General features: G+C 63.8%; 20 protein-coding genes. 11 read left to right on the forward strand and 9 right to left on the reverse strand.

Translation table 11 applies throughout. The annotated features are described in order from the left end of the window. Position 1 precedes the first annotated feature (1 nt). The 7 genes from AC07X4_RS04165 to AC07X4_RS04195 form a co-directional block, all read right to left on the reverse strand. Complete coding sequence (locus tag AC07X4_RS04165) at positions 2-1,192, reverse strand: response regulator (protein WP_056062707.1); 1,191 nt, start codon at positions 1,190-1,192, stop codon at positions 2-4. Further along, entirely contained in the window at positions 1,185-4,271 is a 3,087-nt protein-coding gene (locus tag AC07X4_RS04170) for a hybrid sensor histidine kinase/response regulator (protein WP_494739334.1), read from the reverse strand. Before AC07X4_RS04170 ends, AC07X4_RS04165 begins: the two co-directional genes overlap by 8 nt. 27 nt (positions 4,272-4,298) lie before the next feature. Next, the gene (locus AC07X4_RS04175; protein ID WP_494739335.1) at positions 4,299-4,835 is read right to left on the reverse strand and encodes a putative pterin-binding protein; all 537 of its coding nucleotides are present in this window, start codon (positions 4,833-4,835) and stop codon (positions 4,299-4,301) included. Between the two features lie 139 nt (positions 4,836-4,974). After that, a complete protein-coding gene (locus tag AC07X4_RS04180) occupies positions 4,975-5,340 on the reverse strand; it encodes a carboxymuconolactone decarboxylase family protein (RefSeq protein WP_494739336.1) in 366 nt (121 codons plus the stop codon). A gap of 65 nt (positions 5,341-5,405) precedes the next feature. After that, positions 5,406-5,597: a YgaP family membrane protein gene (locus tag AC07X4_RS04185; RefSeq protein WP_116749842.1), complete on the reverse strand. Its 192-nt coding sequence runs from the start codon at positions 5,595-5,597 to the stop codon at positions 5,406-5,408. 85 nt (positions 5,598-5,682) lie between these two features. Continuing rightward, positions 5,683-6,063 carry a rhodanese-like domain-containing protein gene (locus AC07X4_RS04190; protein WP_436077327.1) on the reverse strand — a complete coding sequence of 127 codons (381 nt, stop codon included), beginning with the start codon at positions 6,061-6,063 and terminating at the stop codon, positions 5,683-5,685. A gap of 46 nt (positions 6,064-6,109) precedes the next feature. After that, positions 6,110-6,970, reverse strand: a complete 861-nt coding sequence (locus tag AC07X4_RS04195) for an MBL fold metallo-hydrolase (RefSeq protein WP_494739337.1) — start codon at positions 6,968-6,970, stop codon at positions 6,110-6,112. 100 nt (positions 6,971-7,070) lie between these two features. Between AC07X4_RS04195 and AC07X4_RS04200 the strand changes: the two genes are divergently transcribed. From AC07X4_RS04200 to AC07X4_RS04245, 10 genes are all read left to right on the forward strand, one after another. Beyond that, the gene (locus tag AC07X4_RS04200) at positions 7,071-7,406 is read left to right on the forward strand and encodes an ArsR/SmtB family transcription factor (RefSeq protein WP_056062726.1); all 336 of its coding nucleotides are present in this window, start codon (positions 7,071-7,073) and stop codon (positions 7,404-7,406) included. Further along, complete coding sequence (locus AC07X4_RS04205) at positions 7,400-7,831, forward strand: YeeE/YedE family protein (protein WP_494739338.1); 432 nt, start codon at positions 7,400-7,402, stop codon at positions 7,829-7,831. Before AC07X4_RS04200 ends, AC07X4_RS04205 begins: the two co-directional genes overlap by 7 nt. Positions 7,832-7,859: 28 nt before the next feature. Then, positions 7,860-8,309 carry a DUF6691 family protein gene (locus AC07X4_RS04210; RefSeq protein ID WP_494739339.1) on the forward strand — a complete coding sequence of 150 codons (450 nt, stop codon included), beginning with the start codon at positions 7,860-7,862 and terminating at the stop codon, positions 8,307-8,309. A gap of 1 nt (position 8,310) precedes the next feature. Continuing rightward, positions 8,311-8,667: a protein tyrosine phosphatase family protein gene (locus tag AC07X4_RS04215; protein WP_494739340.1), complete on the forward strand. Its 357-nt coding sequence runs from the start codon at positions 8,311-8,313 to the stop codon at positions 8,665-8,667. A 16-nt stretch (positions 8,668-8,683) separates the two neighbouring features. Continuing rightward, positions 8,684-10,420 (forward strand): SulP family inorganic anion transporter, encoded by a 1,737-nt coding sequence (locus AC07X4_RS04220; RefSeq protein WP_494739341.1) that lies wholly within the window; start codon positions 8,684-8,686, stop codon positions 10,418-10,420. Positions 10,421-10,785: 365 nt separating this feature from the next. Next, the gene (locus tag AC07X4_RS04225; protein WP_494739342.1) at positions 10,786-12,117 is read left to right on the forward strand and encodes a glycosyltransferase family 2 protein; all 1,332 of its coding nucleotides are present in this window, start codon (positions 10,786-10,788) and stop codon (positions 12,115-12,117) included. Beyond that, complete coding sequence (locus tag AC07X4_RS04230) at positions 12,114-13,151, forward strand: bactofilin family protein (protein ID WP_494739343.1); 1,038 nt, start codon at positions 12,114-12,116, stop codon at positions 13,149-13,151. The genes AC07X4_RS04225 and AC07X4_RS04230 overlap by 4 nt, the downstream gene beginning before the upstream one ends. An 86-nt stretch (positions 13,152-13,237) precedes the next feature. Further along, positions 13,238-14,074, forward strand: coding sequence for a hypothetical protein (locus AC07X4_RS04235; protein WP_494739344.1), 837 nt, complete (start codon positions 13,238-13,240; stop codon positions 14,072-14,074). Between the two features lie 230 nt (positions 14,075-14,304). Further along, positions 14,305-15,378 carry a hypothetical protein gene (locus AC07X4_RS04240; RefSeq protein ID WP_494739345.1) on the forward strand — a complete coding sequence of 358 codons (1,074 nt, stop codon included), beginning with the start codon at positions 14,305-14,307 and terminating at the stop codon, positions 15,376-15,378. Further along, positions 15,375-16,187, forward strand: coding sequence for a Crp/Fnr family transcriptional regulator (locus AC07X4_RS04245; RefSeq protein WP_494739346.1), 813 nt, complete (start codon positions 15,375-15,377; stop codon positions 16,185-16,187). Before AC07X4_RS04240 ends, AC07X4_RS04245 begins: the two co-directional genes overlap by 4 nt. Positions 16,188-16,207: 20 nt before the next feature. Here AC07X4_RS04245 and AC07X4_RS04250 read toward each other — a convergent pair whose 3' ends face one another. After that, positions 16,208-17,026, reverse strand: coding sequence for a YaiO family outer membrane beta-barrel protein (locus AC07X4_RS04250; RefSeq protein WP_494739347.1), 819 nt, complete (start codon positions 17,024-17,026; stop codon positions 16,208-16,210). Then, positions 17,023-17,952 carry a hypothetical protein gene (locus AC07X4_RS04255; protein ID WP_494739348.1) on the reverse strand — a complete coding sequence of 310 codons (930 nt, stop codon included), beginning with the start codon at positions 17,950-17,952 and terminating at the stop codon, positions 17,023-17,025. Before AC07X4_RS04255 ends, AC07X4_RS04250 begins: the two co-directional genes overlap by 4 nt. A gap of 309 nt (positions 17,953-18,261) precedes the next feature. Here AC07X4_RS04255 and glmM point away from each other — a divergent pair, with 309 nt between their 5' ends. Beyond that, the gene (gene glmM / locus AC07X4_RS04260) at positions 18,262-19,647 is read left to right on the forward strand and encodes a phosphoglucosamine mutase (protein ID WP_494739349.1); all 1,386 of its coding nucleotides are present in this window, start codon (positions 18,262-18,264) and stop codon (positions 19,645-19,647) included. The last annotated feature ends 51 nt before the right edge of the window (positions 19,648-19,698 follow it).

A 19,698-nucleotide genomic window follows, 5' to 3' on the forward strand; every position in this document is an offset into this window, starting at 1 on the left:
TTCAGAGCGGCTCTTCGCGCGAGGTCAGTTCGATGCGCTCCATGGGCAGATCGGCGGCCAGGCGGTCCACCTGGGCCAGCCGCGCAGGCTCGGCATCGGCAAACTGCTGGGCAATGCGCCGGAACTCCTCGGACAGGGTTAGGAAGGCATCGACCATGTCGGGGTCGAAGTGGCTCCCCCGGCCGTCGCGAATGATCTCTACCGCCTGCTCGTGGGAGTACGCGGGCTTGTAGACGCGTTCGGAAATCAGTGCGTCGTACACGTCGGCCACGGCCATGAGCCGCGCTGACAGTGGAATGGTGTTGCCCACCAGGCCTTCGGGGTAGCCCGAGCCGTCCCATTTCTCCTGGTGGCTGTAGGCGATCTCCTTGGCATACCGGAAAAACGGGTTGTCCTGTGTGGTCCCCGTCTCGGCCGCGATGATGGCGTCGCGCCCCAGCGTGGTATGCGTCTTCATGATCTCGAACTCTTCCGGCGTGAGCTTGCCGGGCTTGAGCAGGATGCGGTCGGGGATGCCCACCTTCCCGATGTCGTGCAGCGGGGCGGACTTGAAGATGGTCTCGATGGCGGCGTCGGTCAGCTCATCCTTGAAGCGCGGGTGGTTCTGCAGGTGGCGGGCCAGCGCTTCCATGTAGTGCTGCGTGCGCCGGATGTGGTTGCCCGTTTCGTTGTCGCGCGTTTCGGCCAGCGAGGCCATGGCGCGGATCGTGGCGTCCTGCAGCTCGGCCATCGCCCGGGTGCGGTTGGCGACCTCCTGCTCCAGAAAGTGGTTGTGCTGGGCCAGGAAGTCGCGCGCGCGCTTGAGCTGAAGGTGGTTGCGCACCCGGGCCATCACGATGGCCGGGTTGATGGGTTTGGTGATGTAGTCCACCGCACCCAGTTCCAGGCCAATGCTTTCGTCATCGGCCGCGCTCATGGCGGTGAGGAAGATGACGGGGATGTCTTCAGTGTCGGGGTTGAACTGCAGGCGGCGCAGCACCTCGTAGCCATCCATGTCCGGCATCATGATGTCCAGCAGGATCAGGTCGGGCTTGCTGTCGCCCGCCACAATCTGCAGGGCGCGCTCGCCACTGGGCGCAAGCTTGACCTTGTAGTCGGTGCGCAGGAGGTCGCTCATCAGCGAGAGGTTGTCGGGCGTGTCGTCTACGACCAGCACCGTGCATTTGCCGCTGGGTGCGAATGGGCTATTCATGGACCGGGTCCTCCTTGTTGTCATTGTGCGCCTCGGGGGCCTGGCGCAGTATGGCCAGTGCCTCCACAAAGTCGTAGCTGTCCAGCGATCGCTTCATCTGGCCATACGCCGGCCCCAGAAGGGCCTGCAGGGTGGACGTGGATTGCCTGAAGATTTCGATGGCGTCGGAATCGTCGTCGGACAGCAGTGCGTCGAGCTGCGCCACCAGCGCACGCGCAGCGGAGGCGTCGATCTGCAGGCCAGGCGCAGCGTCCGCGCCCGCAACCTCCTCTGCGGGCAGGGCCTGCTGCAGCGCAGTGACCAGCGCCTGGCAAGCCGCTTCCACGGGCTCCAGCAGTGGCTCTGCCAGCTCGGGCGAGGCCTTCTGGGCGATGGCTTCTTCCGCACGCTGCGCCAGGGCTGCCAGTGCGGTGGCGCCAATGGTGCCGGCCGTGCCTTTGAGCGTGTGCATGGCGCGCTGGGCCTCGTCGTGCAGCCCGGCAGCCAGGGCAGTACGGGTGGCTTGGACCGCCTGCGCTTGCCCCGCCACAAACTTGCGCAGCAGGCCTTCGTAGGCAGGCCGTTTGTCCAGCACACGCCGCAGGCCGGCGGTCACGTCGAGCCCTGGGATGCGGCGCAGTGCGTCATCGGTGGGAAGCGCAGCTGTGGAGTGGGGCGCTGTGTCGGAGTTGGAAGGGGCGCCAGCTGGCTGCCCCTGAGGGTCCCCGCCTTCGCGGTCAGCCTCGTCCGCACCGGTGGATCGGGGTGCAATCCATTGCAGCAGGGCAGCAAACAGTTCGTCCGGGTCGATGGGTTTGGCCAGGTGACCGTTCATGCCCGCTTCCAGGCACAGGTCACGGTCGCGGCTCATGGCGTTGGCCGTCATGGCCAGCACGGGTAACTGGGCCCAGGCCGGGTTCTGGCGCAGGTGCCGGGTAGCGGTCAGGCCGTCCATCACGGGCATTTGCATGTCCATCAGCACCAGGTCGTAGGGGGCTTGGGCGAGCATGTCCAGCGCCACCTGCCCGTTCTGGGCCACGTCCACCAACAGGCCGGCGCCGCTCAGCAGCTCGGCGCCCACCTGCTGGTTCAGGTCGTTGTCATCCACCAGCAGCACCCGTGCGCCAGCAATGGCGGAAAGGTGCGCAGCGCGCCGGGGTGTTTGTGTGCCACGCCCGTCGGACGACCGGACCTGCCCGCCCAGCGCCTGCATGGCGGCATCAAAAAGTTGCGAGGGGCTGACGGGTTTGGACAGCATCAGCTGCAGCCCGGCGCGTTCCAGTTCGCTTTGCACATCGTCGCGGCCTGCTGCGGTCACGATGACCGTGAGTGGCGGGTACTGCAGGCGGGCAAGTGCGCGGTGGGTGTCAAACCCGTCCATGCCGGGCATCTTCCAGTCCACGAATGCGATCTCGCAGGGGCGACCGGCCTGTTCGGCGGCGCGGGCCTGGGCCACCGCCTCCTCGCCGGAAGATGCCGTGGTGACGGCAAAGCTCATGCGGGCCAGCATCTCGCCCAGGATATGCCGGGCCTGCTCGCTGTCGTCCACTACCAAGACATGCCGCCCGCGCAAGTCGGGGGTGGGCAGCAGGGGGGCATGGCTGGGGTTGCCCAGCCCCAGGCGGGCGGTAAACCAGAAGGTGCTGCCCACTCCAGGCTGGCTTTGTACCCCCACTTCACCGCCCATCAAGCCAGCCAGCTTCTTGGAGATGGCCAGCCCCAGCCCGGTGCCACCGTATTTGCGCGTGGTGGAGGTGTCGGCCTGTTCGAACGAGCGAAACAGCCGCGACTGCTGCTCGGGAGTCAGGCCGATGCCGGTGTCCTGCACCTCAAAGCGCAGCAGGACTCCGGTGTCGTCGCGCGATGTTTCGGTGACGCGCACGATGATTTCGCCCTTGTCGGTGAATTTGACGGCGTTGTTGGCGTAGTTCACCAGGATCTGCCCCAGGCGCAACGGGTCGCCGCACAGGTCGTCGGGCAGGGCCGGGTCCACATCGAACAGCAGCTCCAGACCCTTGTGCGCGCATTTGTCGCTGACCAGGTTGGCCACGTTGTCCAGCACGCCGCGCAGGTCAAAGTCCACCACCTCCACTTCGAGCTTGCCCGCTTCGATCTTGCTGAAGTCCAGGATGTCGTTGATCAGGCCGAGCAGATGCTGGCCGGAGCGCTGGATCTTTTCGACATAGTCGCGCTGGCGCGGTGTGAGGTCGGTGCCCAGGGCCAGGTGGCTCATGCCGATCACCGCGTTCATTGGGGTGCGGATCTCGTGGCTCATGTTGGCCAGGAAGTCCGACTTCATCTGCGAGGCGTCCTCCGCACGGGCGCGGGCAATCTCCAGCTCGTCCTCATGTTCGCGCAGGGCTGCGTTGACTTTTTGCAGTTCCACCGTGCGCTCGGCCACGCGCGCCTCCAGCACCTCCTCGTTGCGCTTAAGGGCATCCACCAGCTCGTTCTGCGCCGCCATGGCCTGGGCCGTCGCCTTTTCGCGCTGAAGGAACTGCCGCGCCATGGCAAAGGCGAGCAAAAACGTGAGCAGGGCCTGGAATGCAGTGAGCCCGGTGGTCAGCAAAGTCTGGTGTTTGACCTCGGCGTTGCGGGAATCGCCCAGCAGGGCCGACACGCGCGAAGCGCTGAGCGACAGCTCTTGCACCGTCTCACGCAGGCCGTCCAGCTCGGTGCGCAGGCGCCGCATGTTGGTCTGGCTGGAGAGGGCATCCACACTGGCGCCAAAGTAGCTGTCGCCCGCTGCCACAAACCGCTGCAGGGCGGCCAGCGCATTGCTGTAGATGGGCTCGTCCTGCATCAGCGTGCGCGAGGTGCCGCTTTCCAAGGCGCTGAATCGGCTCAGGAACAGGTCATACCGCAGCTCCAGCCGGTCCATGGTAATGCTGGTGGGGTCCAGCTCGAACTGGTGCAGCGCATGGTCCAGCTTTTCATATTCCACATTGAGCTGCAAGAACGACCAGAGCGCATTCACATCGCCGCGCCGCATGACGGCCTCCACGCTGCGGTACTGGCTGTACTGCACCGCCGCAATAGCGACATAGGCCAACACCAGCCCGGCAATGATGAGCCGCAGGATGTGTTGGCTGCGCAGCATAGATGGGGCGGGAAGCGGGGAGGGCGGCTACCGGATGTGCAGTGCGTTGAGCTGCCAGGCCGCCCGGTTGTAGTACAGCTCGCTGCGCAGCTCGGCCTTGGTATCAAACGGGTACACGATGAACAGCGGGCCTTTTTCGCGGATGGGCATGGGCCGGTTGTTCATCAGGCGCGCCACGATCACGTCATGCCGCGTGGCGTCGTCTGCCGGGATCTCGGTCTTGTAGTCATTCAGGGCAACGGCGGTGATCTTGGTGCCCTTGGCGCCCACCGCTGCCAGCACATCGCGCAGCAGGGGGCCAGTGAACGTGACAGCGCTGGGGTACCAGGGTGTCTGGGTGGAGAAGCTGTGCTGCGGCAGCTTCTCCAGCATCTTCATGTCGAACTGCGCCTGCTGACCCCGGTTGGTCTGGGTGATGGCGCCGTCGATGGTCAGGACGACGGGGCCTGTGGGTGGCTCCAGCGCCTGCACATTGGTTGTTGCCAGCAACGCCGCACCGACCACCCATGCCGTCCATGCCTTGGACAACGCCAATTTCAACCCATGACGACGATGAGATTGCATGGACACCCCCTCCTGTTTTGGTAACAGTCTCGCGGATAGATGGCCAAAATGTAAACCGATTTATCACCATCGGTTTGACGGATGGACCGCCGGGGTGTCGAGCGCGAGACGGCGGCGGACGGATGGCAGGGCCGCTGCGTCAGGCTGCGGCGGGTGCGCTGGCGGCGGCCATGGTGTCCCAGGCCTTCAGGGCCTCGGCCGTGTACATGAGTGCCGGGCCACCGCCCATGTAAACGCACACGGCCAGCATCTCTTCCAGCTCTGCGCGGGTGGCACCAAGCTTTTGCAGTGCCTTGACATGAAAACCGATGCACCCGGAGCAGCGCTGGGTGACGCCAATGGCCAGGGCAATCAGCTCCTTGTGCTTGCTGGTCAACACCCCTTCAGTCATCGAGGCCTGCGCAAGCTGAGCGAAGCCCCGCATGGCGTCAAGCTGTGCTTTGCGGAAGGTGGCCAGGCTTTCGTTGATGCCCTGGATCAGGCTGGTGTGGTCGAACGTACTCATGGAATGGTTCCTTGCTGGGGCCTTGAGGGCACCGGCCTCTGCGTGTGCCGGCGCCTGCCGGTGGTTTATTTCTTCATGGAACAGGTGTTGATGCCAAGCAGCGTGTAAGCCGGGCAGAAGCGAAACAGTCCGGTGGCCAGTGGCACCACGCCCAGCCAACCCCACCAGCCCACCGTGCCGGTGGCGGCCAGTGCGATCAGGACCAGGCCTGCCAAGACGCGCAGCACGCGGTCCACGGTTCCTACGTTGATGTTCATGATGATTTCCTTGCTCTGAGGTTGTGGCCCGGGATGGGCCCTGGTTGCACAAGCGCAGCGAACGCGGAATGCGCTCGCTGCTCGGTCAGTCGAATGAGGGAGACGCAGGCGCCGCGACAGGCTTGCCTGCAGCCACCCAGGCGTCAAAGCCGCCAGCAATGGACTGCACCTGCAGATAGCCCATGTCGTGCATGGCGCGCGCGGCCAGTGCAGCCCGGCCGCTGGTCTTGCAGTACAGCACCACCTTGAGGTCGCGCGCGCTGAGTTCGGGCGTGCTGCTGAGGCGGAACTCCAGCACCCCGCGCGATGCGTGAATCGCGCCCGGGATGTGTCCTGCCTGGTACTCGTCCGACTCTCGCACATCGATCAGCACGTCGGCGGCGCGGATGGCTTCGTCTGCCTGGTCCACTGGGACCTCTTGCACCAGGGCCTTGGCGGCGGTGACGAGATCGTGGGCTGTTTTCATATCGGCGTTCCTGCAGTGGGTAGGGTGGTACAGATGCGGCAGCGTGTCACAGCGCGTTGACGGGAATCTTGAGATAGGTCACGCCATTGGCTTCCGGCGGTGGCATTTCCCCTGCGCGGATGTTGACCTGCACCGAGGGCAGGATCAGCACGGGCATTTCCAGCGTCGCGTCGCGCTGGGTGCGCAGCGCCACAAAGGCGTCTTCGGTCACCCCGTCATGCACATGGATGTTCTTGGCACGCTGGTCGGCGACGGTGGTTTGCCAGGCCACGGCGCGCCCTGCGGGTGGGTAGTCGTGGCACATGAACAGGCGGGTTTCATCCGGCAGGCTCAGCAGTTTGCGCACCGACTGGTACAGCGTGTGGGCATTGCCGCCGGGAAAGTCGCAGCGCGCTGTGCCCACGTCGGGCATGAAGAGGGTGTCTCCCACAAACACAGCGTCGCCCACCTGGTAGGCCATGCAGGCGGGCGTGTGACCGGGCACTGCCAGCGCCTGGGCCTCCAGCTGGCCGATGTGGAAGACCTCGTTGTCGTGCAGCAGCTGGTCGAACTGGCTGCCATCGGGGTGGAACCCGGGCTCCAGATGAAACACCTTCTTGAACACGTCCTGCACCTGGGTGATGGACGCACCAATGGCGATTTTTCCACCCAACTTGTCGCGAAGGTAGTGCGCGGCCGACAGGTGGTCCGCGTGGGCATGGGTTTCCAGAATCCATTGCACCGTCAGCCCCTGACTTTGCACAAACTCCACGATCTTGTCGGCAGACTGTGTGCGGGTGCGGCCCGACTTCGGGTCGTAGTCCAGCACCGAATCCACCACCGCGCAGTGGCCGCCAGACCGATCAAACACCACATAGCTCACCGTCCAGGTGGAGTCATCAAAGAAGGCTTCTATCTGGGGTTTCATCGAAGGGCTCCGTATTTAATTTCGATGTTGATAGTTTATTGACGTATATATTGTTAGTCAATAGAATATCAACATCGAATTTGAAAAGGAGCGCGCGACCATGCACGCAGAAGCACAAATGGACCTGGAAACCTTGCGCAGGTCCGCCGACAGCGCTTGTCGCTTGATGAAGGTGTTGTCCAACCCCGACCGCCTGCTGCTGCTATGTCAGCTGACGCAGGGTGAAAAGCGTGTGGGTGAACTGGAAGAGTTGGTGGGCATCTCCCAGCCCACCTTGTCGCAGCAGCTGGGCGTATTGCGCGAGGAGGGCCTCGTCAACACGCGCCGTGACGGCAAAAACATCTATTACGAGATCGCCAGCCCCCAGGCCCTGGCGGTGATGAACGTGCTGTTTGAACAATTTTGTGGCCCCGCCCAGGAGAGCAAGCCATGCTGATCGACTGGACCCATTTCACCCCCTGGGCTGCGCTCGCTGGCGGCGTTTTGCTGGGCCTTGCCTCGGCGCTTTTTGTGCTCCTCAACGGACGCGTTCTGGGCATCAGCGGCATTGTGGGCGGGCTGTTGCGCCCCCGCGCTGGGGACATTGGTTGGCGCCTGGCTTTTCTGCTGGGCATGCTGGTAGCCCCCATTCTCTATTGGCTGGTAGTCGGCCCCACGCAGCCGCGCATTGATGCGAGCTGGGGCATGGTGGTGATCGCTGGCCTGCTGGTGGGTGTCGGTACCCGCTACGGATCGGGCTGCACCAGCGGCCACGGGGTGTGCGGACTCTCGCGCATGTCGCCCCGGTCCCTGGTGGCCACCCTGGCCTTCATGGGGGCCGGGTTTGTCACCGTCTTTCTCATCCGGCACGCGCTGGGCTGACCTAGCCTACCTCGGAGCATTGATCGCTATGAAAAATCGCATTACAGAGTTTGTGGTGGGTCTGATCTTCGGACTGGGCCTGATCGTCTCGGGCATGACCGATCCCGGCAAAGTGCTGGGCTTCCTGGACTTGGCTGGCTTGTGGGACCCATCGCTGGCATTTGTGATGGGCGGAGCCATTGCGGTGGGCGTGTTTGCCTTCGCCGTAGCCAAGAAGCGGACCACCAGCTTCCTGGGCGGCGCCATGCACTTGCCCACGTCGCGTGACATTGACCGCCGTCTGGTGGTCGGAAGCCTCATCTTTGGAGCGGGCTGGGGCATCGCCGGTTTTTGCCCGGGGCCCGCCATCGTTTCGGCGGGTGCAGGCCAGCCCAAAGCCATGGTGTTTGTGATCGCGATGCTGGCGGGCATGTGGCTGTTTGAACTGGCCGAACGCAAGTCCCACCGCGCCCCACCTACCCAGACCGGAGCCCGCTGACATGCCGCTGCAGATCATTGCCCTGACCCCCGACTTTGCTGTGTCGCCGCAGCTGGCCACTACGGACTTTGCTGCTTTGGCCCAGCAGGGCTTCAAGACCATCATCAACAACCGGCCCGACGGGGAGGGCGGTGGCGCACAACCCACCAGCCCTGAAATGGAGCGCGCCGCCACGGTGGCCGGACTTCATTACGTGTACCTGCCGGTTGTGAGCGGTTCCATCACCCCGGAACAGGTAAGGGCCATGCACAAGGTCGTGATCTCCGCCCCCAAACCCACGTTGGCGTTTTGCCGTTCGGGTGCCAGGTCTGCCCAGTTGTTTGGACTGACGCAGACCCTGGATGCCGAGGCGTCCTGATCACCCGGGAGCCATCATGAACTTCATCCCCGGTTGGATCCGCAACTACCAGAAGTCCTGGTTCTCCGGGGACATGGTTGCCGGTGTGATCGTGACGGTCATGCTGATCCCGCAGAGCCTGGCCTACGCGCTGCTGGCGGGCTTGCCCCCCGAGGTCGGCTTGTACGCCAGCATCCTGCCCATCATTGCCTACGCCATGCTGGGCTCCAGCATGACTCTGGCTGTGGGGCCCGTGGCGGTGGCCTCGCTCATGACGGCGAGCGCCCTGCAGCCGCTGGCGGCGGCTGGCTCGCCCGACTACGTGACGCTGGCCATGCTGCTGTCACTCCTGTCAGGAGGCATGTTGCTGCTATTTGGCGCATTGCGGCTGGGCTTTCTGGCTCATTTTCTGAGCCATCCGGTCATCAGCGGGTTTATCTCCGGCTCGGCAGTGCTCATCGCTGTGGGCCAGGTCAAGCACCTGCTGGGGGTAAAGGCCGGCGGTACCGACGTCTTTGACACCGTGGTGCAGCTCGCGCACGCGGCGCCCGCAACCAACCTGGTCACGCTGGGCATTGGTGCGGGCAGCGTGTTGTTTCTCGTGCTGGCGCGCAAGTCCTTGTCCCCGTGGCTGGTCCGCCTGGGCGCCAGCCCTCGGTTGGCAGACATCGCATCCAAACTGGCGCCGATGCTGGCGGTGATGGTGTCCACCGCCTTGGTGGCCGCCATGCGCTGGGACCAGACGGCAGGGGTCAGCATTGTCGGCACGGTGCCCCAGGGCCTGCCACAGCTTGGGCTGCCGGCAGTATCTATGTCGTCTGTGGGCTCGCTGTGGCTGCCTGCGCTGCTGATCTCGCTGGTGGGCTTTGTGGAAAGTGTGTCGGTAGCGCAATCGCTGGCGCTCAAGCGGCAGCAGCGCATTCAGCCCAACCGGGAGCTGCTGGGCTTGGGAGCGGCCAATGTCGCGAGTGCGCTGTCGGGCGGTTTCCCCGTCACGGGCGGCTTTGCGCGCTCGGTCGTCAATTTTGCCGCCGGAGCCAACACGCCCCTGGCAGGTGTCATTTCTGCTGTGCTGATGGGTGTGGTGATTGCCGCGCTGACCGGGCTGTTTCACTATCTGCCCCATGCCGTGCTGGCGGCCACCATCATCGTGGCGGTGGTGTCCCTGATTGACGTCGAGACACTGCGCGAGGCCTGGCATTACGACAAGGCGGATGCCATGGCCCTGCTGGCCACCGCAGGGGGCGTGATCGCTTTGGGCGTGGAAGTTGGCATCCTGATGGGGGTGGCGTTGTCGCTGGGCACTTTGGTGTGGCGCAGCAGCCATCCGCACATTGCGGTCGTGGGGCGCGTGCCAGGCACGGAGCATTTCCGCAACGTCGCCCGCCATGCAGTCACTACCGAACCCGGCCTGATTGCCGTGCGGGTCGACGAAAGCCTGTATTTCGCCAATTCGGACGCGTTGCTCGATAAGGTGGAGTCTCTGGTGGCGGCACAGCCTGACACGCACTATGTGCTGTTGGTGTGCTCGGCCATCAACCAGATCGACACCACAGCCTTGGGTGTGCTCACCGACCTGGAGCGCAGCCTGGCCCAGCGCGGCGTGGCATTGCTGCTGGCAGAGGTCAAAGGGCCTGTGCTGGACCGCCTGCAGATAACGCCGTTGGGGCTGCGTTTGAAGGGCAGGGTGTTTCTGAGCACCCATGCAGCGTTCGAATTTGCAAACCGCGAGGCGACTGTCTCGTCCAATCCATCGCCATCGCTGACCCGATAGCTTGGCAGCGGGTGGAGGGCGACTGACGGCACGGGTGCGTTGAGCCCCATCCACGGCCCTTTTGCACTTGGACTTTGCCTGTGTTCGCCATCGAACAGACCGTGTCCCGCCTGCTGCTTACATTCCGTCTCACATCCCTGCAGGGTGTGACGTAACGGGGTCGCAAGACGCCGCCACTCCACGTCCTGCGCGCAGGGTCCAGCAGTGGTCGGAACAAAAGGCGTTCTATGCACGTGAATCGAGAGAGCCGGCAGCTTGGTCCTGCCGAGCGGAGCGCTGCAGCCCAAATTCCACCGGCGCGGTGGCTGTGGTTTGCGACGGCATTTGCCACCCTGTTGGGCAGCGCCAGTACGTGGGCGGCCCCGATGACGCAGCCTCTTGAATCCATCGAAGCGCAGAGTCAGCGGTGGGTGCCTGGCCCTGTGGCATATGCGGTGCTGTCCACCATGGCGGCGCTGCTGGCCATGATCATCGTGGTGATGATGGTGTATGCCACCCGGCATGGAGTGCTCACACTGAACCGCCTGCTAGGGCACCAGCGCCATCCGTACCTGGACATCGATCAGGCAGACTGGCCGCTGATCACGGTTTTCATCGCTGCCCACAACGAAGAACAGGTGATCGCCGGATGCTTGCAGGCCCTGCTGGACACCAATTACCCGCTCGACCGGCTGAAGGTGGTGCCGGTCAACGACCGGTCTACCGATGGCACCCGCGCCATCATCGATGACTGGGTAGGCCGTTACCCTGGGCGAATCGTGCCGTTTCACCGTACCAAGGGCAAGCCAGGCAAGGCCGCAGCGCTCAAGGATGCCCTACAGCATGCGCAGGGCGACATTGTGATCATCTTCGATGCCGACTATGTGCCCGGCCGTGGGCTGCTCAAGCAGCTAGTGGCGCCATTTTTCGACCCCGAGGTGGGGGCAGTGATGGGCCGTGTGGTGCCGGTCAATACGGGGGTGAACCTGCTCACACGCATGCTGGATCTGGAGCGAAGCGGCGGCTACCAGGTGGACCAGCAGGCCCGTATGAACCTTCGTCTGGTGCCCCAGTACGGCGGCACCGTGGGTGGCGTGCGCTGCTCGGCTGTGGCCGCGGTGGGCGGCTGGCACGACGATACGCTGGCCGAAGACACGGACATTACCTATCGGCTGTTGCTCAACGGCTGGAAGACTGTCTACACCAATAGGTCCGAGTGCTATGAGGAGGTGCCTCAGGACTGGCAGGTGCGCATCAAGCAGATCAAGCGCTGGGCCAAGGGGCACAACCAGGTGATGGTGCGCTATGGCTTGCGCTTTGCATTCAGTCCTTACCTGAGCTGGCGAGAACGCCTGGACGGGCTGCTGCTTTTGTGGGTATTTGTGCTGCCGCCGTTGCTGCTGGTGGGTTGGCTGCTGGCGCTGGGCCTGTATTTTTTCAATGCCGGGGACATGCTGACGGGGCTGATCTCCTTGTTTGCGCTCATGGCCTATGGCACGCTGGGCAACTTTGCCGCGTTCTTTGAGATCGCCGTAGCGGTGCTGCTGGACGGCAAACGCAGGCGGTTACGGCTGCTGCCGCTCAGCTTGCTGGGCTTCGTGATCAGCCTGTTTGCCATATCGTCATCGGTGTGGGGGCAGTTGATGGACAAGCTGCTGCGCCGCGACATGGTGTGGGACAAGACCGTGCGCTACCGGCAACCGAGCGTCGAACAATGAACACCGCCTTGTTCTACCTGGCCTTTGTATTGATCAGCTCGGGATTGATGGTGATTGCCTTTGGTCCCACCTGGCGCGAGTGGCGGCACCCCACCGATACCGAGGCGTTGCAGGTGTTGCCGCACTACACCACCGACATCGACCATTTCGCTGACCGGTTCCGCGCGCTGGTGCAGGCCCACCAGGCGCAAGTGCCGGGTCCTTATGCCAACGAGTTTGATTTTGCGCCGGTGTCACTGGAGGGCGTGAACTGGGCCGGCATGCTGCGACCCCTGGTTTGCCTGGGCTCGGTCAAGCCGCAGACAGCGATCCAATGTGCTGCACCGCTGTTCGTGCATGGTGACTTCGAAGCACCGGCCCGCAGCCGTTTTGTGGGCCTGTTAGCGCAGGGCCGTATCCGGCTGGGTGCGGGTAGCGATGTGGGGCAGTGGGCACATGCCGACGCGTCCCTGCATCTGGCTCAGGGCTGTTCGGGGCTGCGGCGCCTGTCTTCATCGACCGCCGTGGAGCTGGAGGCCGATTGCTGTTTTGAGCGGATCCAGGCGCCACACATCCGCTTTGGTGGTGATGCGGCCCTGCAACCTGAACGGGAGCATGCGCCTTTGATCGAGGCCAGCTTTGATCGGCTGGAGGGTGCGCTTCGCCAGAGCGAGCATGTGACGCTCGTGCGCGGCGACTGTAAGCTGCCACGCACGCACCGGTATCACGGCTCGCTGGTGGTCACGGGGCGTTTGCTCATTGGGGCTGGCACCGTGATTGAAGGCGACGTGAAAGCCCGTGGAGGCATCGTCATGGGCGACCACGCGCGGGTGCAGGGCTCGCTATGCAGTGAAAAGCAGATCCAGCTCCTGGACCATGCCCAGGTGGCCGGACCCGTGGTGTCCGAATCGGGCATCCTGCTCGGCGCTGGGGTACAGGTGGGCTCGCCGCAGGCCCTCACCACCGTCAGCGCAGAAACCATCATGGCGGAGGCGGGCGCCCGGGCGCATGGCACCGTGTGGGCCCGCCAACTGGGCATTGTGTGGTCGGCGTGAACGCGGCGCACCCGCATTGCATGGCTGGTCGGTGGCCTGCACCCTCGCATTGTTCCATCTGCTAAAGCGCCACAGAGGGCTTCCCCTTGCCACATCCCACCGTTACTCCCCACAGCCGCCAAGACCGCGAGCTGGCTTTCAATGCTGCGCGCGGCCTGTTGGCGCAGGCCCAACAAACCCACAGGCACCAGTTGCCCCACCGCGCTCTCAGCCGCATCCGGCTCAACCCATGGCTGCTTTTGCAAATGGTGGGGCTGCCGGTGGTGTGGTTGTCTTTGATCTACGCTTTGCGGGAGCCTCTGTACGGTTTTTGGCGCAGCTACCTGCTCACCTGGGCGCGGTGGCTGCATATGCCGCTGCAGCCAGCGGCAGTGTCATCACGCCAGGACCTGTTGGGGATAAGCTGGTTGCCAGGCGCGGGTGACCTGGGGCTGTCCATCACCACTGGTGCTGCCCTGGCTGCCGTGCTGACTGTGGTGGCCTGGGGGCTGGCACTGCGCCTGCGAGGGCGATGGCTTCCCGCGCAGTATCTGGTGCGGGTGCTGTGCGTGGTGCAGGCGCTGGCGCTGCTGTACTTCTGGTTTGCGCCGATGCCGTTCCCGCACTTGGTGCTGAACCATGTCATGGACCTGCTGGATGCTGGCTATCTGCTCATTCTGGCCATACCGGTGCTGATGGCGCTCGGCTACTACCCGCTGCAGATCAGCTGGCAGGCCAAGGTCGTGCATACCCTGCTTATCTTGTTGTTCTTTGGGGTCATGGTGCCGCAGCAAGCCATGGTGCACCTGCTGGTTCTGCAGCACTTGTCGGTGGTATTTATGCCCGTGCTGTACCTGTGTTGCGGGGCGCTTTTCGACATGATGGTGTTTGTGGCTCTGTATGCATGGGCGGCCAGCACGGCCCCCTTGTCCGCTACACATTAGGGCGCTCATTCCCCTGTCGGGTCTGTTCAGCCGTACCCTCTGCGGCGCTGCCAGGTTCACCTGTCTGTACGCCTGCGTACGCAGTGAAGAAATCGGAGGCATCTTCTGCAAAATAAGTACGCCACCCTTTACCCGGGGGTGTCGGCCTTCCTGGCAGTGCGCTTCTTTTTGCGCTGTTGCTCTCCAGATGTTGAAAGCGGTGTCCGGGCTTGCGTTCGGAGATCGTGCACATGCGGCGTCGTTCATTGCTAGAAAAGGTGCCAGCCTTGGGGGCTGGGTTGCTTTTGTGTTCGGCCAGCTGGGCGTCAGAAGCTCGCGCGCCCATCGATGCTGTAGCGGAGATCAAGGCGTTGCGCATCCTGTCGGGTCCCTATGCCGGTGGCTACGAGCTGGCGCCCAATGGACGCCTGAACTGGTACTTCGTCAACCTGGGATTGTTGCCCTTGGTGCCCATGCTCAGTGCGCCGGATCTGGAAACATACGTCCTCCCGTATCTGAATCTGTACCTGGCCAGCACCGATCCTGCCACCAGCACCATTGCGGATATTGAGTTCCCCTATGGCCGGGCCAATACCTCGGTGGTCAAGAAGGTGCTGGCTGACTCGGACGACGCCTATGCATCCACCTTTCTGTCCCTGGCGTCGCGCTATGTGGCGGCCAGTGGCAATTGGGCCTGGTGGGAGGCGCGCAAAGCGGCCCTCAAAAATATCGCTTACCGCAACCTGGCATTGACTGCCAAGTCTTCGGGGCTGACTGCAGTGTTTCAGGCGCCGCGCAGCCAGACCAACGCCAGCGGCTACCTCATGGACAACTGCGAAGGTTACCGAGGTCTGCGCGACTTTGCGGCGGTGCTGAGGTCGCGCAGCGAACTGTCTGAAGCCAACTACTATGACCTGCTGGCGACCAATACCGCAGAAGGCATTGCGCGCCAGCTCTACAAGGCCCCAGAGCAGTCATTTTTGGCCAGCGACGCCGCGCTGGCACCCAGCGCACAGTTTTACCCTGGCACCACTTGTCAGGTGTACCCGCAGGCCTTTGGATTGCGCGAGCTGACCGGGCTGTTTGCAGCAGGGTGGAACTTCCTCAACACGCGCTCACCAGGCTGGGAAACCGGGCGCTATGACCCTTTCCCGTGGGCCATCCTCGGGTACGTTGCCGCGCTTCGAGGGCAGGGCAGTCAGGCGCGTACTCAACTGGCGGCCATGGAAAAAACCTTTGCGGCCAACCGCAGCCTGGTCACCATCAACGAATTGGGTTTCTATCTTCGCACCAAAGCCGTGTTGGGCGGGAGCACGGCGGCATGAGGGCGGGCCTGCGTAAGCTCCATGTGCGCCAGCAGACAGACAGAGACGGTGTGCCCTCCGAGAATTCAAAACGATCCCGTCCTGCTGTCAAGAAGCCGCACATCGACCAATCCCTCGCGAACCGACTGCTGGCCCTTTTGCGGCCTACAGAGCGGTCGCGCCTGCTGTCCGTTGCCGAGTGGGTCGAACTGGAAAGCCAGCAAGTATTGGGGCGAGCGGGTGAACGACTCGGCCATGTGTACTTTCCCACCAACAGCATGATCTCTTTGCTCTCCAACCTGGAGGGCGCGCGGCACTTCGAGGCCGGACAGATCGGCTTTGAGGGCATGTTGGGTGCCAGCGCAGGGCTGGGGGTGACGGCCTCGGCCTTTGATGCGGTGGTTTCGGGGGCAGGCCAGGCATGGCGAATCCAGCTGGATGCGTGGCGCAGCCATTGTTTGGCCAGCCGGACGCTGAGCCTGCTGACCACCCGCTATCTATATGTCGAGCTATCGCAAATGGGCACGATGGTGGCCTGCGGGCACTTTCATTCGCTGGAGCAGCGTCTGGCGCGGTTTCTGCTGATGAGCGAAACGCGGCTGCGCACCCCCGACATTCAGATGACGCACGAGACGCTGGCGCACCTGCTGGGGGTACGCCGGGCCGGTGTGACGCTGGCGGCCGGCAAGCTGCAAGAGAGCGGTGTAATCCAGTACACGCGCGGGCATATCCTTGTGCTGGACCGAGAGGCATTGCTGGCGCAAAGCTGTGGGTGCTTTGACCAGGATCTGGAGACCTATGAACGGGTCATGTCAGGCGCTGTCGCTTAGACGCTGCAGGCTCGGACAACCTAGGGCAGTTCCCAAAACAGCGACAGCTTGGCGCCGTTGCGGGAATAGTAGGGGTTGCGGTAGCGCTCTACGCCCGCAGTAATGCCCCACTGTGGGCCCAGCCACTGCCGCAGTGTGAGCTGTGACTGGCGACTGTCAAAGTTGACCAGAGATACCCCATTGCCAATGGCCTGATAGCCCTCGGCCCCCCAGCCGTGGCGGGCAATGATCTGCGTGTGGTGCACGCGCCCCCAGGTGGCCGCCACAAACTGCTGATGGGTACGCACGCCACCGGGGGAGCTGTTGTTGAAGCGTATTTCTGCCTGTACCACCCACGGCAGATCGAAATAGTAAGTGGACCCGAGGCTGATGTTGCGGTCGATGTGGCCGTCTGGCGCTCGGTAGTAACCTGCCCCCAGGGTGGCCACCCATTGGCGTGTGGGCAGCAACTTGCGGTTGATGAACCCGTCCACACGGTAGCGCGGCAGGTAAGCAGCACCATCGCCTGCGCCCACCGATAGCATGGAGAACCAGTCTTCGTTCCAGGTCATAGTGTCCGACAGCCCGATGAACCGGCCCGACTCTCCAAACCGCCGCATGGTGGCGATTTCCATGCCGAGCAACTGGCTGTTCACACCCCATTGGCCGCGCACGCCAGCTTCATGCCAGTTGCCATACCCGTTGGTGAGGGTGTGGCGGCTGGTGTAGGCCTCAATGCCCCGGACCGGGGCCGGCAGGTCTGCAACGTCTTGCGCATGGGCTGCAGGTAAGGCATGGGCCAGCAACCCCAGTGCCAGAACAAGGGACGGGACAGGGCGGTGGATGTAGTGGGTGTTCATGGTGACCGTGCGGGGGTGTGACGAGGACTGGTGCAGTTAGTTGTGTCCACGGCGGCAGTGATGGACTTGGACTGCAGGATTTGCGCGGCGACTTCGTCCGTCACCGTCCAGTGGGCGCCGTGCCGATGGGGCAGGGCGGTACGAAGCCAACAGCGGGCAGAGGGGATGTCGCCTTGCTGCAGTGCCACCACAGCCACCAGACCCCAGGCAAAGTCGTCCTTCACCTGGGCCAGCCATTCGTTGCGGTGCTCAGCCATCCAGCGGCGGTAATGCGCGGGCGCCCCACCAGGGATCAGCGGAAAACGCACCAACAGCGGAAAGATCTGCGCCACGGCGTCGGGGTAGAAGGCATGTGCGGTCTCACGCTGTCCGGGCTGGGTGGAAACCAGGTAGCGCTTGCGCTGATCGTCCCAGAACACGACCGCCAGAGTTTTGGTGAAGTTGGGGTGGCGCGCGTTTTGTGCCGCCTTGTGGGTGAGCGGGTAGGCCCACAGCTCCAGGTTGTCCATGAGCAACCCATGTTGGTACACCGGTGAGACCAGGTAAATTCCCCGGTTGGGGTCTACCAACTTGGCCAGCGCCGCACTGGTAGCCATGCGGCTGCGCACCCAACTGGCCTGGCTGCGTTGTGAGGCAGGCATGCTGTCCATGAACGCCAGCCACAGGCCGAGTACAGAGTCGTCGGCATCGGCGGTTTTACATGGGGCCCACACAGGGCCGTTGCGGCAAAAACGGTCAAAGGTCGCGTCGGGCTTTTGCCGCTGTACCAGCCAGGCGCCCCAGGCCTTGGCAGGCGTGGAAATATCCAGCCCATGGCTGTGAGCCAGCAACAGTGCCTGCAAGGCAAAGTAGGGATCTACCGTGTCGCCCTGGTGCTGCACCGAGATGGCGCCCGAGGTATCGGCATACCCCTCCAGATCGAGCACAGCCGCCGACGTACAAAGTGGTGCTGCAAGAACGAAGCACGCCAGAGCGTTGCCTATCCAGCGCTTCAGGCCAGAGTGGGTCTGTGACAGATGAAGGCACTTGGGAGCTAGAGAGTCTGGTGTCAATGGGTGATCCGTGGCATGAAAAGCCATGGTCAGCGTGTAGGCACAGCGCTGTCTGTTCGATACCGTACATAACGTGGCGGGTTCGATAGCGCACAGACCGTTTCGGTCCAAGGCCCCACCGTCGGTGTTCGCCTTGGCCTGGGGTGCGGGTTATCTGGCGAATCTCATTCAACAGGACTACCCATGACAACGCAAAAGATGTTCGGAACCGACGGCGTGCGCGCCCCAGTGGGTATGGAGCCCATGACCCCCCAGACCATCATGCGGCTGGCACACGCCTGCGGCCAGCTGCTTAGCCGTCAGCACACGGGACTGAACCCGCGACCTGTGGTGGCAGTGGGCACCGACACGCGCGGGTCGGCCCCCATGTTTGAGGCGGCCTTGCAGGCGGGGTTTTCTGCGGCCGGTGTGGACACAGTGATGTGCGGCGAGTTGCCCACACCCGGCGTGGCCTACCTGACGCGCTTGCGCGGCTACCAGGCGGGTGTGGTGGTGAGTGCATCGCACAACCCTTGTGAGGACAACGGGGTGAAGTTCTTTTCGGCCACAGGTGACAAGCTGCCCGACGGCATGGAGGCCGAGATCGAACGCACCATGGTCCAGCCCATGGTCTGTTTGCCATCGTCACGGTTGGGCCGCGTGTCCCTGCTGCCGGAGGCCTCCGATCTGTACATCCAGTTTTGCAGGCAGGCATTGCCGGCAGGTTTGCACCTGCAGGGTATGAAGATCGTCATCGACGCCGCCCATGGCGCCTGCCACCGCATCGCCCCCGAGGTGTTCCGACAGTTGGGCGCGGAGGTGGTTGCGGTGGGCGCCACGCCTGATGGGCAGAACATCAACGACAACGTGGGCGCCACGTCGCCCAAGCACCTGAGCGAGGCCGTGCTGGCTCACCAGGCAGATGTCGGCGTGGCGCTGGACGGCGATGGAGACCGGTTGGTGATGGTGGACAGCGAGGGCCGCATCTATGCGGGTGACGAGCTGCTGTACGTGCTGGCCGTGGATGCCCAGACCAACGATGGCTTGCAGGGTGGGGTGGTGGGCACGGTGATGAGCAACCAGGGGCTGGAGCAAGCGCTGCTGCGCCGTGGGCTGGACTTTGCAAGGTCTGCCGTGGGTGACCGACATGTCCTGGAGCTGCTCAAGCAGCGGGGTTGGCGCTTGGGCGGCGAGGGCTCGGGCCACCTGATCGGGCTAGACTGGCACAGCACCGGCGACGGCGTGATGTCAGCCTTGCGGGTGGTGGCTGCCATGAAGCGCTCGCAGCGCAGCTTGTCGCAGCTGTGCAGCGATCTGCGCATGAACGCTCAGTGCCTGGTCAATGTGCCCGTGACCCGTGGTGCGGGGATGGCCGACAACGCCTGGATGCCCCACTTCCAGCTGCGGGCCGAAAAGTTGCTGGGCGACGATGGGCGGGTGCTGCTGCGTGCCTCGGGCACCGAGCCTGTTGTGCGGGTGCTGGTGGAGTGCCGTACTGCACTCAGGGCGCAGCGGATGGCCAGCCGGTTTGCCAAAGAGGTCAGCCAACTGCTGACCGCACCCGCGGCGCTGGATACAGCTACCGCCTGACCGGCCGTCGTCCCCGCACCATCTTGGATGGTGGTGGGGCCGCAAGCGCTG

Source organism: Acidovorax sp. GW460-11-11-14-LB4 (genome assembly GCF_059423685.1).

Bases quoted from the DNA above. Each gene is read 5' to 3' on its own strand.
- AC07X4_RS04165 (WP_056062707.1), bottom strand. From the start codon at position 1,192: ATGAATAGCCCATTCGCACCCAGCGGCAAATGCACGGTGCTGGTCGTA.
- AC07X4_RS04170 (WP_494739334.1), bottom strand. From the start codon at position 4,271: ATGCTGCGCAGCCAACACATCCTGCGGCTCATCATTGCCGGGCTGGTG.
- AC07X4_RS04175 (WP_494739335.1), bottom strand. From the start codon at position 4,835: ATGCAATCTCATCGTCGTCATGGGTTGAAATTGGCGTTGTCCAAGGCA.
- AC07X4_RS04180 (WP_494739336.1), bottom strand. From the start codon at position 5,340: ATGAGTACGTTCGACCACACCAGCCTGATCCAGGGCATCAACGAAAGC.
- AC07X4_RS04185 (WP_116749842.1), bottom strand. From the start codon at position 5,597: ATGAACATCAACGTAGGAACCGTGGACCGCGTGCTGCGCGTCTTGGCA.
- AC07X4_RS04190 (WP_436077327.1), bottom strand. From the start codon at position 6,063: ATGAAAACAGCCCACGATCTCGTCACCGCCGCCAAGGCCCTGGTGCAA.
- AC07X4_RS04195 (WP_494739337.1), bottom strand. From the start codon at position 6,970: ATGAAACCCCAGATAGAAGCCTTCTTTGATGACTCCACCTGGACGGTG.
- AC07X4_RS04200 (WP_056062726.1), top strand. From the start codon at position 7,071: ATGCACGCAGAAGCACAAATGGACCTGGAAACCTTGCGCAGGTCCGCC.
- AC07X4_RS04205 (WP_494739338.1), top strand. From the start codon at position 7,400: ATGCTGATCGACTGGACCCATTTCACCCCCTGGGCTGCGCTCGCTGGC.
- AC07X4_RS04210 (WP_494739339.1), top strand. From the start codon at position 7,860: ATGAAAAATCGCATTACAGAGTTTGTGGTGGGTCTGATCTTCGGACTG.
- AC07X4_RS04215 (WP_494739340.1), top strand. From the start codon at position 8,311: ATGCCGCTGCAGATCATTGCCCTGACCCCCGACTTTGCTGTGTCGCCG.
- AC07X4_RS04220 (WP_494739341.1), top strand. From the start codon at position 8,684: ATGAACTTCATCCCCGGTTGGATCCGCAACTACCAGAAGTCCTGGTTC.
- AC07X4_RS04225 (WP_494739342.1), top strand. From the start codon at position 10,786: ATGACGCAGCCTCTTGAATCCATCGAAGCGCAGAGTCAGCGGTGGGTG.
- AC07X4_RS04230 (WP_494739343.1), top strand. From the start codon at position 12,114: ATGAACACCGCCTTGTTCTACCTGGCCTTTGTATTGATCAGCTCGGGA.
- AC07X4_RS04240 (WP_494739345.1), top strand. From the start codon at position 14,305: ATGCGGCGTCGTTCATTGCTAGAAAAGGTGCCAGCCTTGGGGGCTGGG.
- AC07X4_RS04245 (WP_494739346.1), top strand. From the start codon at position 15,375: ATGAGGGCGGGCCTGCGTAAGCTCCATGTGCGCCAGCAGACAGACAGA.
- AC07X4_RS04250 (WP_494739347.1), bottom strand. From the start codon at position 17,026: ATGAACACCCACTACATCCACCGCCCTGTCCCGTCCCTTGTTCTGGCA.
- glmM (WP_494739349.1), top strand. From the start codon at position 18,262: ATGACAACGCAAAAGATGTTCGGAACCGACGGCGTGCGCGCCCCAGTG.